Source organism: Marinovum algicola (assembly GCF_900109145.1).
In the GTDB taxonomy this organism is placed as follows: domain Bacteria; phylum Pseudomonadota; class Alphaproteobacteria; order Rhodobacterales; family Rhodobacteraceae; genus Marinovum; species Marinovum algicola.
The window spans coordinates 79,770-94,887 of the sequence record NZ_FNYY01000014.1 but is presented as its reverse complement, the minus strand read 5'-3'; the positions used below and the strand labels follow the sequence as shown (position 1 = coordinate 94,887).

The following is a 15,118-nucleotide window of genomic DNA, read 5'->3' as shown; positions in this document are numbered from 1 at the left end:
TTCGCATCATGCACCAAGAACTGGATGAACTCGGAAGCATTGATCCATGGCGGCATCCTCGGCCAATCAGGCACCCAAGGCGCCCAGCAAGGGCGGCCGGCTGCTGCGCGTTTTCGCGCTGCTGCTGGCCTGCGGGCTGGCGCTGGCGGGCGGGCTGGTGGTGTCGATCGGCCCGCAACGGGCCCTGTCGCTGCTGCCTCTTGGCGATGCCGAAGCCGCCCCCGAAGAGGCAACGGCCGATGCCGGGCCCGAGGCGGCTCCGTCCGCCGACACCCCGGCCAAGGACAACGTGGTTGTCACGCCGTTTCAGGAGATCATCGTCAATATCACCGCGACCACCGCCACCGGCCGGCAGACCTCGCGCTTTCTCAAGCTCAACATCGCCCTGGCCTATGACGCCACGCTGCCCGGCGCCGACAATATCGAGACCCGCAAGCTTTTCCTGCGCGACAGTTTCCAGGAGTACCTGCGCCAGCTCAATGAAACCGACCTGCAAGGCAGTATCGGCCTGGTGCGGCTGAAAGCCGAGCTCTTGCGCCGCGCCCGGGCGATTTCGGAAAGCGACGCGCCGCAGCAATTCCTAATCGCGGACCTGATCATCCAATGACCGCCGACACCGCCCAGACCAGCACCACCCGCGCCGTGCAAGAGCTCATGGTGCAGCGCGCCAAGGAGTCCTATGCCCGCCTGCCGATGCTCGAAGTCGCTTTCGACCGCTTCGCGCTGTCCTTGGCGCAGGTGCTGCGCAGCCATTTCGGCGGCGTCGCCGAGACCGAGCTGAAGAGCATCGACTACCTGTCCTGCCAGGAGGCCATCGCCGATCTGCCGGATGTGGCGCTGATCGCGGTGACCGAGGCCGAGGATTGGGGCGGCACCATCGCGATGATCGTCAGCCCCGAACTGCTGTTCAACATCGTCGAGGTCACCTTCGGCGGGCGCATGTGCCCGGCCGGGCGGCCGCAATCGCGCAATTTCACCGGCATCGAGAAACGCGTCGGCCGGGTGTTTTGCGACACCGTGCTGACCGACCTTTCGGCCGCCTTCGACAAGGTGTCGCCGGTCAGTTTCCGCATCGACTATCTCGAGACCAACCCGCGCGGTCTGTTGATCGCGCCGCCGGCCAGCGCCTGCGTGCGCGCGGTGGTCAGCGTCGAGATCGACGAACGGATCGGCGAGCTGATCTTCCTGTTGCCCAACACCGCCTTTGAACAGGTGGCCGACGTGCTGTCGCAGAATTTCACCGGCGGCCAGCTGGGCGGCGACAGCGGCTGGCGACAGAAGATGACCGACATGCTGGGCGGCACCAGCGTCGAACTGGCGGCGGTGATGCATCAGGCGGCGCTGCCGCTGCGCGACGTTCTGGCCTGGACGCCGGGGCAGGTGCTCGACCTCGGGCTTCAGGCCGAGGATCCGGTGACGCTGCGCTGTTCCGGTCTCGATATCGCGCGGGCCGAGGTCGGGCGGCGCAAGAACGGGCGCGTGGCGCTGAAATTCACCGAAAAACTCTATCAGGAAGAGGAGCTGTCAGATGTCCTTCGCGATTGATATTGCTGTCCTTGTGCTGCTTGTCGGGACGCTGGGCTATGCCTGGCTCGTCGACCGCCGGGTGCGCCGGATGATGGAGGCCATGCGCGAGATGGAGCCGATGATCGGCAGCTTCAGCCAGGCGGTGGACCGCAGCGAAAGCACCGTGTCGGCCCTGCGCGCCGCGCGCGAGGTGGCGCCGCTGCGCAAACGCCCCGAGCCACCTCGGCCCGAAGCCCGCGCCGAGGCCGCGCCGGAGACCTCCGATCCGGGCGCCGAGCCGGCCTTTCGCAGCAAACGCGAACCAGCGCCACGGCCGGCCGATGCGACGCCGATTTCCGGCAAGTCCGAGCTGATCCGCGGCTTTTTCGACACCGTTCGCCAGCGCGAGGCCTGATGCGTCCCTTCACCCTCATCCTGCCGGCGATTGCCGCGTTGGCGCTTGCCAAGGCGGCGACCACCTTCCTCGACCGGTCCGACCCCGGGATGCCGCCGGCGCTGGCCGGTTTCATCTCGGCCGCCTCGGCCGCCACCGACGAGGCCCCTGCGCCGCAGGCCGCTAGCACCGCGCCGCAGAGCTGCGAGGCGCCGGAGGCGCTGCTGGCCTCGATCCGTCGCGAGCGCGAGCTGCTGGAGGCGCAGAAGGCCCGCGGCGCCGAACGCGCGGCCGAACATGACCTGGCCTCCGAAACGCTGGAAATCGAACGCCAGCGGCTGGCCGACCTGAAAACCGAGCTGGAAACCCTGATGGCGCGCATCGAGGCGGCACATACCGCCGATGTCGACCGGCTGGTGGCGCTCTACCGCAACATGAAGCCCAAGGATGCGGCGGCGATCATGAACGATCTCGACCTCGAGGTTTCGGTGATGGTGATGGGCACGATGGACGAACGCGACGCCGCGCCGATCCTTGCCGCGCTCGATCCGGTGCGGGCGCGGGCGATCTCGCAGATCATCCTGGAACGCTCCAAGCTGCCCGGCGACCAGCGGCTCGACGATATCCGGCTGTAATCCGGAACGGGCCGGGCCCCTTGACGGCGCGGCCCGGGCTTCCTATCTGCCGATACGCGAGGACGACCTCCCCAGAACGGACAATTTCCGGGACGACCCGGCACCATCTCAGAGGTTGCCATGCGCTCTCCGCTTGATCGTCTTCGCCATGCCATCAGTTTCGAACTGCTCGCCCTGATCCTGATGATCCCGCTCGGGGCGACGGTCTTTGCCATGCCGATGCAGGACATCGGGGTTGTCGGCATCGTCGGCGCGACGCTCGCAACCCTCTGGAATATCTTGTACAATTATATCTTTGACTTGGCCATGCGGCGGCTCTCCGGCACCACTTTGAAAACCGGCCGCCTGCGCATTCTGCACGCGGTGCTGTTCGAGGTCGGGCTGCTCGTTATGCTGATGCCGTTCATTGCCTGGTATCTCGGCATCTCGCTCTGGCAGGCCTTTGTGATGGATGTGTCGTTCGCGCTGTTTTACATGGTCTATGCCTTTGGCTTCAATTGGGCCTACGACAGGCTCTTTCCGCTGCCCGAGTGGAAGGCGGCGCAGGCTTCGGAATAGCGGCCGCCGAGCTCGGGGCAGAGCGAGTATGGCGCGCGCCGCAGGCTTGTAAACGCATAGGACGAATTATGTAATATACTGATATCATAGAAAATAAACGCTTCCAAAGCAAACGTCGCTCTCTGGCCCCCGACCTTTCCGAACGCTCACCCCAGGTTGTCGGCGTATTCCGACAGCAGCCTCAGCCGGTCCGCGGCATACCGCAGGATCTGGTCGGCCAGGTCGGCGGGAAAATTCGCGGGCAGCGCATCGGGGGCGCGTTCGAGCGCCCCGGGCGCTGCCGCCGCAAGTTCCTTGAAAGCGCGGTGGCGGACCGCGAGCGGCACGCCGGCGCGCGCCGCCGTTTCGTCGAAATGGCGCGGCACGATCTGATCCAGGCGATAGTGCCCGCGCTTGCCCACCGACATCGCCAATTGCAGATCCTTGTGCCGGACATTCGAACGAAGCCGCGCCGGCGCCGCGCTGATGATGTCGTAGAGCGGCGCTAGGCGAAAACCGTCGCCCTCCAGAAAGATCGAGTAGTTCTTGGCATGACCATCGATCGCGGCGATCAACCAATTGAATATCTGCGCCTTCAGAAACCGCGTCTGATCGCCGATCGGATCATCGGCCTGCCGAAGCAGCGCAAAGCAGTCGGCCATCGACGGGCCGCCATGCTGCTGGTATTTGTCGCCGGAGAACAGGCCCAGGGCTTGCAGAAAATCCTCCTGCGGAACCCGCACCAGCCCCCCTGCCCGCCGCAGCCTCCGGTCAAACCGGGCGACAACCAGCGCGACCTGATCTTCGAACCGGTGTATTTCCGCCTGCGCCGCCTCGAGCCCCATGCCCCGGGCGAACGCCAGGCAAAAGAACTCGTTCTCGACGCTGCCCGACAGGTCCAACCCGCCGCCGACAATCCCCATGGGGCGTTTGAAAATATGCGTCGTGGGCGTCATCCCCGTCGGGCGCAACCAGACATTGCCCTGTCTGAGATAGGCGGTCTTTTCCTGCGCCCCGGCCAGCGAAATCCGAAACGGCGCCTCCGGGTCGATGCCCAGCGGCACGGTGCTCAGCGACCGGAGCGTCTCGGCGATCTGCGCGTCCGATTGCGGGGTGCCGTCGATCCTGAACGGATCGCCCGGTGCGACCCCATGCGGAAGGAACTGCATCGCCCCGACACATTCCTGGCCGATCGCGGCCAAAAGATCGTGCGGGCGATCGCTGCGCGCCTCGGTGCGCTCGGCGATCGCCTTGCGCAACTCCGGAACATCCGGCAGCAAGTTCTCGAACACCGCGCCCACATTGTCGCCCGCCTGGGTGTCGGGCGTCAGCGGCAGGGCGCGCGAAATCGGAAACCGGTATTCCCAGCCCAGCCAGGCGGCAACGTACCGAAAGCGCGCGCCGGCAGAGGGATGAAAATCATAGTACCCGGCAAGTCGCCCGTTGAGATAGACGTCAAGCCTGCGCCTCAGGGGTTTGCGCCCCATCAGAAGATATCCTCGGGCCGGGGCCGTGCCGCCCGCTCCGATCTGCCCTGCCGATGCACCAGGCCGAGATCCAGATCGAGCGCCGCGATCACCGCAAGCAGGAGGCTGAGCTTCGGTTCGTGCGCCGCCGTCTCGATACGCGAGATCTGGCGCGGATCGGTGCCCGCCAGGCGCGCCAGATCAGCCTGGGACCAGCCCCGCCCCTTGCGGGCAAGACGGATTTCCCGGCCCAGTCCTGTCACGTCTCGGAAAATGGTCACAACCATTGGCGTTTATTCCAAACTTGTAGTATCTGACGTTTATACCATTCTTGTAGAAACTTCAAGATACCACAAACTTGTAGAACTTTATCGGGGCGCGCGCCCGGCCCCGGGCTGAAACGCCAACCGGGCATGGAAACGCGCCATCTCGCTCGGCGTCGGATCCCGCCCGCAATAGGTGCGCACATAGCCCGGCACGCGGGCCATGCGCAGCGCGCGGTCCTCCTCGACCTGCATGGCGATATAGCCGATCTGCACGAGATAGACGGTGCGGGCCCGCACATCGGCATCCTCGGCATCAAAGCCGAAGCGCGTGAACAGGGCGTGGATTGCCGCCAGCCGGGTCTCGTCGGCGGCATTGATCCGCGCCGTGACCGCCTCGGACCGATGCGCCCAGCCGCGCACCGCAAAGTCGAGCCTCGGCTCGAACAGCGCCTCGTCGTGAAACACCGTGATGAGGTTCAGCATCGCTTCGGCAACGGTATCGGCATAGGCGGCGCAGGCGGTCTCGAAAGCGCCGGTGTTCTTGGTCTCCCAATCTTCCAGCAGCGCATCGAGAAGCGCATTCCGGTCCTTGAAGAACCAGTAGAAGCTGGTGCGCGACAGCTCGAGATGCGCCGCCAGCGGCTGGATTTTCACCGCCTCCACGCCGCCCTCGATCAGTGCCGCCTTGGCCGCCTCGAGCCAGAGCGCAGCCGATCCGCGCCAGCCCGTCGCCTTGTCCGGTTCGATGTCATCGGTGGTGTTCATGCCGCCAGAATAGGCCGCGCCGGCCGATGCCACAAGAAAATAGTCACTGATGAACTTTTAATTGACACAAGTGAACATTTTGCCGGAGGATGCCCACGAACGCCAAACGAGGCCCGTGTCATGTCCAATGATCCCCTTCTCCAGCCCTACGATCTGAAGCACCTGCGGCTGAAAAACCGGCTGATGATCACCAGCCACGAACCGGCCTATCCCGAGGACGGCATGCCCAAGGACCGTTACCGCGCCTATCATGTCGAACGCGCCCGTGCCGGCGTGGCGCTCACGATGACGGCGGGCTCGGCCTCGGTGGCGCGCGACAGCCCGCCGGTCTTCAACAACATCCTCGCCTGGAAGGACGAGGTGGTCGGCTGGATGAAAAAGCTCGCCGACGAATGCCACGATCACGATTGCGCGGTGATGATCCAGCTCACCCATCTCGGCCGCCGCACCCGTTGGGACAAGGCCGACTGGCTGCCGGTGGTCTCGTCGAGCTTTGAGCGCGAAGCCTCGCACAAGGCCTTTCCGAAGAAGGCCGAGGAATGGGACATCGCCCGCATCGTCGAGGATTACGCCGATGCCGCCGAACGAATGAAGGCCGCCGGTCTCGACGGCATCGAGTTGCAGGCCTATGGCCACCTGCTCGATCAGTTCTGGTCGCCCGCCACCAACGATCTTGACGGCCGATACGGAGGCGACCTCGAAAACCGCATGCGGCTGTCGATGGAGGTGCTGTCGGCGGTTCGCGCCCGGGTGGGGGCCGATTTCCTTGTCGGAATCCGCTATGTCGCCGACGAGGACATGGCCGGCGGCATAACCAGGGAAGAGGGATTGGAGATCTCCCGCCGGCTGAAAAACAGCGGCCTTGTCGATTTTCTCAACGTGATCCGTGGCCATATCGACACCGATGCGGCGCTGACCGATGTGATCCCGGTGCAGGGCATGCGGTCGAACCCGCATCTCGACTTTGCCGGCGAAATCCGCGCCGCGACCCAGTTTCCCACGTTCCACGCCGCCAAGATCCAGGACGTGGCCACCGCCCGCCACGCCATTGCCTCGGGCAAGCTCGACATGGTCGGCATGACGCGCGCGCATATGGCCGACCCGCATATCATGGCCAAGATCCTGCGCGGCGAGGAAGAGCGCATACGGCCCTGCGTCGGCGCCAATTACTGCCTCGACCGCATCTACCAGGGCGGCATGGCGCTCTGCCTGCACAACCCGGCAACAGGGCGCGAGCTGGAGCAGCCGCACAGCGTTCCCGCGGCCGGGGCGCGTCGCCGCGTGGTGGTGATCGGTGCCGGTCCCGCCGGGCTGGAGGCGGCGCGGGTCGCCGCCGAACGGGGCCACGAGGTGATCGTGCACGAGGCGGCCAACGATCCCGGCGGACAGGTCCGGCTGACCGCGCAGACACCGCGCCGGGCCGAGATGATCCAGCTCATCCAGTGGCGCTTCGAGGAATGCACCCGGTTGGGCGTGACCTTCCGCTTCAACAGCGTCGCCGACCCCGAGACGGTGCAAGCCGAGCGGCCCGAGGTGGTGATCGTGGCCACCGGCGGCCTGCCCCACACCGAGGTGCTCTCCGACGGCAACGGCCAGGTCGTCTCGACCTGGGATATCCTGTCGGGCGACGTGACCCCGGGCGAGACCGTGCTGATCTATGACGATGCGGGCGATTACGCCGGCCTCCAGGCGGCCGAGAAGATCGCCGCCACCGGTGCCAGGGTCGAGATCGTCACCCGCGACCGCAGCATCGCCTCCGAGGTCATGGCGATGTCGCTCACCCCCGCGATGCGCGAATTGCAGCAACGCGACGTGACCTTCACCGTGACCTGGAAGCTTGACGCCGTGAGCCGCGAGGGAAATGCGCTGCGCGCCGTTCTGGGCAGCGATTACGGCGGTTTCACCCGCGAACGGCGCGTCGATCAGGTAGTGGTCAACCACGGCACGCGGCCGCTGGACGAGCTCTATTTCGAACTGCGCGACGGCTCCAGCAACCACGGCGAGGTGGATTACGAGGCGCTGATCGCGGGCCGCCCGCAAACAGTGATCCGCAATCCCCAGGGCGCCTACCAGCTCTTTCGCATCGGCGACGCCGTGGCCGCGCGCAACACCCACGCGGCGATCTACGACGCCTTGCGGCTTTGCAAGGTGCTCTGACATGCGCTCGGTCAAGACCGTTCACGTGATCTCGGCCCATGCCGAGGGCGAGGTCGGCGACGTCATTGTCGGTGGCGTGCTGCCGCCGCCGGGCGAGACCGTCTGGGAACAAAGCCGCTGGATCGCCGGCGACGAGACGCTGCGCAACTTTGTCCTGAACGAGCCGCGCGGCGGGGTCTTTCGTCACGTCAACCTGCTGGTGCCGCCAAAACACCCCGAGGCGCAGGCGGCCTGGATCATCATGGAGCCCGAGGACACGCCGCCGATGTCCGGCTCGAACGCGATCTGCGTCGCCACCGTGCTTCTCGATGGCGGCCTGGTGCCGATGCAGGAGCCGGAAACCCACCTTGTGCTCGAAGCGCCGGGCGGTCTTGTCCGGGTCCGGGCCGCGTGCCGGAATGGCAAGGCCGAACGCATCTTTGTCCAGAACCTGCCCGCCTTTGCCACCCGGCTCGATGCGCCGCTGGAGGTCGCGGGCCTCGGTGCGCTGACGGTGGACATTGCCTATGGCGGCGACAGTTTCGTGATCGTCGACGCCGCCGCCTTGGGGTTTGCGCTGAGCGAGGACGAGGCGCATGACATCGCGCGCCTGGGCGTCCGCATCACCAATGCCGCCAACGCCCAGCTCGGGTTCGCCCACCCCGAAAACCCGGAGTGGCGCCACATCTCCTTTTGTCTTTTCGCCGGGCCGCTGAAAGAGGGGGCGGACGGCTTGGAAACCGGGGCCGCCGTCGCCATCCAGCCGGGCAAGGTCGACCGGTCCCCCACCGGCACCGCGCTTTCGGCGCGGATGGCCGTGCTGCATGCCCGTGGCCGGATGAAGACCGGCGACCGGCTGACCGCGCGCTCGCTGATCGGCTCGACCTTCGGCGGCACCATCCTCGGCGAAACGACGCTGGCCGGCCACCCGGCGATCCGGCCCGAGATCTCGGGCCGGGGCTGGATCACCGGCATTCACCAGCACATGCTCGACCCTGACGATCCCTGGCCACAGGGCTACCGCCTGTCCGACACCTGGGGCGCGCGCTGACTGGACCCGCGCCGCCCGGATCGCGGCCGGGCTTTGCGCTCAGTCGGAAAAGCACAGCTTGTTGCCGTCCAGGTCTCTCACATAGGCCGAGAACTTCGGCCCCCGCTGATGCGGCGCGCCCTCGCAAGTGCCGCCGAGATCGATGGCCAGCGCATGCAGGCGTTTGACGGCGTCCGCCGCTCCGACGCAGAACCCGACCATCGTGCCGTTGCCGGTGGTGGCCGGTTGCCCGTCGAAAGGGATCGCAGTTGCAAATGCGAAATCCTCTCCGAGCCAATAGGTCATCCGCTCGGACGCCGCCATGGTCTGAAGCCCGGACTGCGCAAACAGCGCGTCGTAGAAGGCCCTTGATGCCTGCATGTCGTTTGCACCGACAACGAAGTAATTCATTTTCATCTGTATGCTCTCTCTTCCGTTCTGGGGTCATGCGGGCCCGGTGGCTGCCTTGGCCCCGGCCGCGGGGCCGTCATATTGTTAAATAAGACAGTTTATGTCATATTTGTTCGATGACACGGGCAAATGCGCATGACCGGCTGAGACGGATGGAGATGCTTGCCGTCCAGCTGAAGCAGGACGTGCATTGCACGGTCGGAGAGCTTGCGCGCCACCACGGTGTCAGCACGCGAACAATTGCGCGGGATCTGTCGCTCATGCGCGAGCAGGGCATGCAGATCGACGCCGATCGCGGGCGCGGCGGCGGGGTGCGTCTTGATCGGAACTGGGGCGTCGGCAGGTTGAACCTGGCCTATGCCGAGGCGGTCGATCTTCTGATCAGCATCGCGGTCGCGGAACGCATGAATTCGCCGATGTTCCTGGCAAGCCTGGGGTCCGTCCGGCGGCAATTGGTGGCGTCCTTCTCACCGGAAAAGCGCCAGAAGGTGAACCGGCTGAAATCCCGCATTCTGATCGGGGTCACCGCATCAACCTTCGTTCAGGCCGGCGCTACAGCCCCGCCGAAACGCGTCGTCCAGACCTTGCACCAGGCCTTTGTCGATCAGGAAATCTTAGAAATACGCTACAAGAGGGAGGATGGCGACACCTCCGCTCGGCAGATAGAGCCTCATTACCTTTTGCTGAAATATCCGATTTGGTATGTCGTGGCCCTTGATCATCTCAGACAGGGGCCGCGCATCTTTCGCTGTGATCGCATGGTGTCAGGCAAACTAACCGGCGCTCATTTCCGCTTGCTGCCAAAGCAAGCCTTCGAGCCCTCGCTGGCCGACGACGACCTGTCCCTGTGACCGAACAACAAGAGACGGGCGCGCGGTCGAACCCGCGCGCCCGTTGCAAGGGTTGCGATTACGACAGCGTGAAGGCCGCAGTGTAATCGGCCACATTGTCCGGGGTGATCAGCAGGCAGTCGAACAGCTGCTTTTCCTCGCTGACCATCGGCGTGCCATTCTTGATGTAATAATCGGCCTGGATCACCGCTTCGCGGGAAAAGACGGCGACCGGTTGCAGGACCGTATAGGCCATTTCGCCGGCCTTGACCGCTTCCACCGCATCCGGCGAACCGTCAAAGCCGCCGACAACCACACCCTCGAGCTTGCCGGCCTCTTTCAGCGCGGCAATCGCCCCCAGCGCCATTTCGTCGTTGCCCGAGATCACCGCGTCGATCTCCGGGTTGGCTTGGATGATCGACTGCATCTTGTTGTAACCTTGGGTGCGGTCCCAGTTGGCCACTTCCTCGGCGGCCTTTTCGAGGTCGGGATACTGGCTCAGCACGGTCTCATAACCGTTCGACCGGGTTGCGGCGTTGTTGTCGGCGGGGTTGCCGAAGAATTCGACATAGGTCGCCGCATCCCCCACCAGCGACTGGAACTGAACCGCGCCAAGCGCCGCGCCCTGCGCGTTGTTCGACACCAGCTGCGCGATGGCAATGCCGGACTCGTTGATCTCGGCGTTCACCAGAAAGACCGGGATGCCGGCCGCGGTGGCCTTGCGGACCACGCCGACGGAGCCGTCGGCATTGGCCGGGTCGAGGATGATCGCCTTGGCGCCATTGGTGATCGCGGCATCGATCAGGTTGGATTCGACGTTGGTGTCCCCCTTGTGCGCCGCCACGGTGGCGTCATAGCCCAGCTCTTCGGCGGTGGCCTTGGCGACTTCGCCTTCAGTGAACCAATAGGGGTTGGCCGGGTCGGTGACGATGATCGAGATCAGGCCCTCGGCCCAGGCCGAGCCCGCCATCAGCGGCAGCGCGGCGGCCGCGGCCAGAAGCGTGCGTTTGGTGAATGTGATCATTGGTTCTCTCTCCCTTGGGTTTGGTGGGCGCCGGCGAACCGGCGGGTCTTCGCGTCGGGTCTCTTCGCCCGAAGATGCGCGAAACTGCGGCGGGATCAGGCCTTGCGGCCCTTGCTCCCGTATTGGATGGAGTTGAGCATCACGGCGAGCACGATGACCGCGCCGGTAAAGACGGTCTGCCAGTAGGACGAGACGCCGATGATGACGAGGCCGTCCGACAGAAAGCCGATGACGAAGGCGCCGAGCAGCGTGCCGCTCACCTTGCCGCGCCCCCCCATCAGCGATGCGCCGCCGACGACAACCGCGGCAATGGCGGTCAGCTCATAGGTGGTGCCGGCGGTGGGGCCGGCCGAGGTCAGCTGTGATGACAGCACCAGCCCGGCGATGGCGGCACAGACGCCCGAGAGCACGTAAACCGTGATCTGCACCTTCTTGACCGGCACGCCCGAAAGCTCTGCGGCACGTTCGTTGCCGCCCGAGGCATAGAGCCAGCGGCCAAAGGCGGTGCGCGCCAGCAAAAGCCCGGCGGCAATCGCCACCCCGGCCAGCACGATCACCCCGATGGGCACGCCGCCGATACGGTTGAAGCCGAGCCAGTTGAACCCGGTGTTGCCGAATTCGGGCGTGCCCGAAAGATTGTTGAAGGTCAGCCCGTTGGTCATCAAGAGCGCCACGCCGCGCGCCACATAGAGCGATCCCAATGTGGCGACGAAGGCCGGCACCCGGAAAAAGGCGATCAGTATGCCGTTGATCGCGCCGACAAAGGCGCCAAGGGCAAGCGTCAGCACCACCACGGCCCAGACCGGCGGATAGAGGATGACCCCGGCCGATTCCAGCTCGACCCCCTGCATCAGGAAGCCGGCAAAGACACCGGTCAGCCCCAAGACCGATCCAACCGACAGGTCGATCCCGCCATTGAGGATCACCAGCATCATGCCGATCGACAACAGGCCGAAGATCGCCACGTGATTGGCCATGATCAGAAAGTTCGACACCGTGGCATAGTTTGGCGACAGTACGGAAAAGATCAGGATGATGGCGATCAGCGCAAAGAAGGCGCGGCCTTCCAGAAGGATCTGGACGAGATTGGCGTCCTTGCCAAAGAGCTGCGCCCTCAGCCCGCCGGAGCCGGGTTTCTTGGTGGTGGTGACATCGGTCATGTCGAGGATCTCCGTTCAGTGCTGCGCCGGTGCGGGCGTGTCGAGGTCGACAATCGCGCGGGCGGTGTGTTCGTCGATGATCAGCCCGCTGAGCAGGCCGCTTTCCAGAATGGCCTTGATGGCATCGGTCTTGAGGGTGCCGCCGGCCACGGCGACGATGCGGCGGCCACTGAGCTGGTCGAGCGGCTGGGTCAGGATACGGTCGCTGATCTCCCGGCCGACGGGTCTGCCGCGTTTGTCAAAGAAATGGCCGAGCATTTCGCCGACGCCGCCGGCACGGGCGATACCGGCCATTTCCTGCGGCTCGATCATGCCGGTGGCGACCAGTTCGGCCTCGGGCACCGTGGTGCCGATGCCGACGATCATCAGGTCGGCCTGCCGGGCCAGGTCGGCGGCCGCGCGCGCCGCCTTCTGCTCCAGAAGCACCGCGCGGTCGGCGGTGGAATTGGCGATGAAGGGCACCGGCATCGAGACCGGCTCCGCGCCGGTCAGCGCCGCCAGTTTCGACACGATGGCATGCGGGTTCAAATCCGCCCCGCTGGTCAGCGCGCCCATCAGCGACACGACTTTCAGATCCCCTGCCGGCCCGGCGTCGAGCCTGTCGACGCAGGCCAGCAGCGTCCGGCCGTGCCCGACGCCGATCACCTTGTTGCGCCCGGCGGCGATCTCCGCCGCGAGGAACTTTCCGCCGGCCCGGCCGAGCGGGCCGAGCGCCAGATCTTCCTGGTGCAGATCGGTGACGACCTCGCAGAAATCGAGGCCGAAGGTCGTGGTCAGGCTCTGCTCAAGATCCACCTCGCCCGAGGCGGCCATGATCTGTTCCTTGGTTGCATCGGGGCCGAAGCTGGCCGAGATCTTGCCCTTGTGCATGACGATGATGCGATGCGCGATGGACAGGCATTCGCTGACCTCCGAGGTGGAATAGACCACCGCGAGCCCCTGTTTCGCGCCTTCGGCCAGAAGCCGGAACACCTCTGCCTTGGCACCGATGTCGATGCCGCGCGACGGTTCGTCCAGCAGCACCACCGACGGGTCGGTGGCCAGCATCTTGCCAATCACCACCTTCTGCTGATTGCCACCTGACAACGAGCCGATGGCGGCGCCGCCGCCGTCGGACTTGATGGTCACCTCGCGGATCGAACGGTCGATGATCTTCTGCTCGTCGGCCTTCGAGGTGAACAGCCCCCGGGTAAAGGCGCCGATCGAGGCCAGCGACAGGTTCTGGCCCACGCTCATGGTCTGCACCAGCCCGTCGCGCTGACGGTCTTCCGGCGTCAGCACCAGCCCGGCCGCGATCCGCTGGGCAATCGACATGCCGGCCAGATCGCGGCCATGCAGGGCGATCTGGCCGCCCGAGGCCGGCAGCCGCCCGGCGATGCATTCCATCAGCTCGGTGCGGCCCGCACCCATCAGGCCGTAGATACAGAGGATCTCGCCCTGGCGGACGTCCAGCGACAGCCGATCGACCACCGAATACCCCGATTTGCCGGACGCCGGCACGCTGAGGTTGGTGATCGACAAGGCGACCTCGCCAAAGGTCACGTCGGGCGGCGACCCGAGATCGAAATTCTCGCCCACCATGTTGCGCACGATCCATTCCAGATCGATCTCGGCGCGCGGCGCATAGGCCGTCATCACCCCGTCGCGCAGCACCACCGCGTGATCGGTGATGGTCAGCGCTTCTTCCAGATGGTGCGAGATATAGACGATGGAGACACCGCGATCCTTCAGGTCGTGGATCACCTTGAACAGCACCTCGACTTCCGAGGCCGACAGCGCCGAGGTCGGCTCGTCCATGATCAGGATGCGGGAATTGACCGAAAGCGCGCGGGCGATCTCGACGATCTGCTGCTGGCCGAGGCGCAGATCCTCGACCGGGGTCAGCGGGTCGATGTCCTCTTCCAGCTCCGCCATCAGGGCGCGGCACTGGCGCTCTTGCTCGGCAAAGTTCACGCCGCGCGGCCCCATGATCTCGCGCCCCATGAAGATATTGTCGCGCACGGTCATGTTGGGGGCGAGGGACAGCTCCTGGTGGATGATCGAGATCCCCAGCTCCCGCGCCGCGACGGTCGAGGTGATCTCGACCGGCTGACCGTCAAGGATCAGCGCGCCGGAGGTCGGCAGATGCACCCCCGACAGGATTTTCATCAGCGTCGACTTGCCGGCGCCGTTTTCGCCAAAGAGCGTGGTGACCTGGCCGCGATGCACGTCGAAGTTCACCCCCTTCAGCGCATGGACCGCGCCAAAGCTCTTGGTGACGTCGCGGGCCGCCAGCACCACTTCGGCCGCATCCGGAGCCTGCGCCGGGGCGGCGATATTGACCTGGGCCTGCATCACTGCACCTCCAGCGCCACCGGGGTGACCAGCCAGTTCCTGGGATTGATCATGGTAAAGGCCCCGGTGACGGTGATCGTCCGACCGGTCAGCGCCTCGCGGTCGAGCCCGTCGAGCACCGCGGCGGTCATGGCGCGGTTGATGCCGGCGCCGGCGTTCTGGTACTCGATCTGGTTCTTGAAGGCGCCGAACGCGATATCGCCGGTGATGTCGCGCAGCTCGGTGCCATTGATTGCCGGGCCGGTCTGCACGCGCACCCCGGTGCCCTCGGGCAACCCCTCGACCGCGACGCTGAAGATCCCCGACTTGCCCGCGCCGACGGTGCCGGTGAAGGTCACCGGCATCACCGGAAAGGCCCCGGCCATGGTGCCATGGGCGGCAATCGCGGCGGACTTGTCGGCGGCCAGCTCCCGGGCCAGTGCCTCCGCCTCGGGCGCCTTGCCGGCGACATACTCCTGGATGCGCGGAAACTCCTGCTGACCAAAGCGGTCAGGGTCGAAGGCCTGCTGGCGCAGATCCTCTTCGCCGCCGATCGTCACCACCTTGGTGTCGATGGCAATTGCGCCGGCCAGAACAACCATAACGATAGCCGTGATTGCCTTGCGTCGCGTCGCCCTGGAAGCG

The 15,118-nt window shown here is 65.5% G+C and carries 16 protein-coding genes; 8 read left to right on the top strand and 8 right to left on the bottom strand.

Annotation, left to right across the window (positions count from 1 at the left end; all coding sequences use genetic code 11):
* Positions 1-46: 46 nt before the first annotated feature.
* From BMW90_RS17635 to BMW90_RS17615, 5 genes are all read left to right on the top strand, one after another.
* Positions 47-607: a flagellar basal body-associated FliL family protein gene (locus tag BMW90_RS17635; protein WP_074837708.1), complete on the top strand. Its 561-nt coding sequence runs from the start codon at positions 47-49 to the stop codon at positions 605-607.
* Positions 604-1,545 (top strand): flagellar motor switch protein FliM, encoded by a 942-nt coding sequence (locus tag BMW90_RS17630; protein WP_074837707.1) that lies wholly within the window; start codon positions 604-606, stop codon positions 1,543-1,545. Before BMW90_RS17635 ends, BMW90_RS17630 begins: the two co-directional genes overlap by 4 nt.
* Positions 1,529-1,921 (top strand): hypothetical protein, encoded by a 393-nt coding sequence (locus tag BMW90_RS17625; protein ID WP_048535237.1) that lies wholly within the window; start codon positions 1,529-1,531, stop codon positions 1,919-1,921. The genes BMW90_RS17630 and BMW90_RS17625 overlap by 17 nt, the downstream gene beginning before the upstream one ends.
* A complete protein-coding gene (locus tag BMW90_RS17620) occupies positions 1,921-2,535 on the top strand; it encodes a MotE family protein (RefSeq protein ID WP_074837706.1) in 615 nt (204 codons plus the stop codon). The genes BMW90_RS17625 and BMW90_RS17620 overlap by 1 nt, the downstream gene beginning before the upstream one ends.
* 120 nt (positions 2,536-2,655) lie before the next feature.
* A complete protein-coding gene (locus BMW90_RS17615; RefSeq protein WP_048535233.1) occupies positions 2,656-3,093 on the top strand; it encodes a PACE efflux transporter in 438 nt (145 codons plus the stop codon).
* 146 nt (positions 3,094-3,239) lie between these two features.
* Here BMW90_RS17615 and BMW90_RS17610 read toward each other — a convergent pair whose 3' ends face one another.
* The 3 genes from BMW90_RS17610 to BMW90_RS17600 form a co-directional block, all read right to left on the bottom strand.
* Positions 3,240-4,559: a type II toxin-antitoxin system HipA family toxin gene (locus BMW90_RS17610; protein WP_074837705.1), complete on the bottom strand. Its 1,320-nt coding sequence runs from the start codon at positions 4,557-4,559 to the stop codon at positions 3,240-3,242.
* Positions 4,559-4,825 carry a helix-turn-helix transcriptional regulator gene (locus BMW90_RS17605; protein ID WP_074837704.1) on the bottom strand — a complete coding sequence of 89 codons (267 nt, stop codon included), beginning with the start codon at positions 4,823-4,825 and terminating at the stop codon, positions 4,559-4,561. The genes BMW90_RS17610 and BMW90_RS17605 overlap by 1 nt, the downstream gene beginning before the upstream one ends.
* Before the next feature lie 81 nt (positions 4,826-4,906).
* Positions 4,907-5,569, bottom strand: a complete 663-nt coding sequence (locus BMW90_RS17600) for a TetR/AcrR family transcriptional regulator (RefSeq protein WP_048535379.1) — start codon at positions 5,567-5,569, stop codon at positions 4,907-4,909.
* Between the two features lie 120 nt (positions 5,570-5,689).
* On the opposite strand from BMW90_RS17600, the gene BMW90_RS17595 reads away from it, so the two are divergent.
* Positions 5,690-7,726, top strand: a complete 2,037-nt coding sequence (locus tag BMW90_RS17595; RefSeq protein ID WP_074837703.1) for an NADH:flavin oxidoreductase — start codon at positions 5,690-5,692, stop codon at positions 7,724-7,726.
* A gap of 1 nt (position 7,727) precedes the next feature.
* Positions 7,728-8,756 carry a trans-3-hydroxy-L-proline dehydratase gene (locus BMW90_RS17590; RefSeq protein ID WP_074837702.1) on the top strand — a complete coding sequence of 343 codons (1,029 nt, stop codon included), beginning with the start codon at positions 7,728-7,730 and terminating at the stop codon, positions 8,754-8,756.
* Between the two features lie 39 nt (positions 8,757-8,795).
* On the opposite strand, the gene BMW90_RS17585 is transcribed toward BMW90_RS17590, so the two are convergent.
* Positions 8,796-9,152, bottom strand: a complete 357-nt coding sequence (locus BMW90_RS17585; RefSeq protein WP_074837701.1) for a VOC family protein — start codon at positions 9,150-9,152, stop codon at positions 8,796-8,798.
* Between the two features lie 146 nt (positions 9,153-9,298).
* Between BMW90_RS17585 and BMW90_RS17580 the strand changes: the two genes are divergently transcribed.
* Positions 9,299-9,997, top strand: a complete 699-nt coding sequence (locus tag BMW90_RS17580; protein WP_074837700.1) for a helix-turn-helix transcriptional regulator — start codon at positions 9,299-9,301, stop codon at positions 9,995-9,997.
* Positions 9,998-10,055: 58 nt separating this feature from the next.
* Here BMW90_RS17580 and BMW90_RS17575 read toward each other — a convergent pair whose 3' ends face one another.
* From BMW90_RS17575 to BMW90_RS17560, 4 genes are all read right to left on the bottom strand, one after another.
* The gene (locus tag BMW90_RS17575; RefSeq protein WP_074837699.1) at positions 10,056-11,000 is read right to left on the bottom strand and encodes a D-ribose ABC transporter substrate-binding protein; all 945 of its coding nucleotides are present in this window, start codon (positions 10,998-11,000) and stop codon (positions 10,056-10,058) included.
* A gap of 95 nt (positions 11,001-11,095) precedes the next feature.
* Positions 11,096-12,160, bottom strand: coding sequence for an ABC transporter permease (locus BMW90_RS17570; protein WP_048535221.1), 1,065 nt, complete (start codon positions 12,158-12,160; stop codon positions 11,096-11,098).
* A gap of 15 nt (positions 12,161-12,175) precedes the next feature.
* Entirely contained in the window at positions 12,176-14,494 is a 2,319-nt protein-coding gene (locus BMW90_RS17565; RefSeq protein ID WP_170850579.1) for a sugar-binding domain-containing protein, read from the bottom strand.
* Positions 14,494-15,075 carry a DUF2291 family protein gene (locus BMW90_RS17560; protein WP_244526542.1) on the bottom strand — a complete coding sequence of 194 codons (582 nt, stop codon included), beginning with the start codon at positions 15,073-15,075 and terminating at the stop codon, positions 14,494-14,496. The genes BMW90_RS17565 and BMW90_RS17560 overlap by 1 nt, the downstream gene beginning before the upstream one ends.
* Positions 15,076-15,118 lie beyond the last annotated feature (43 nt).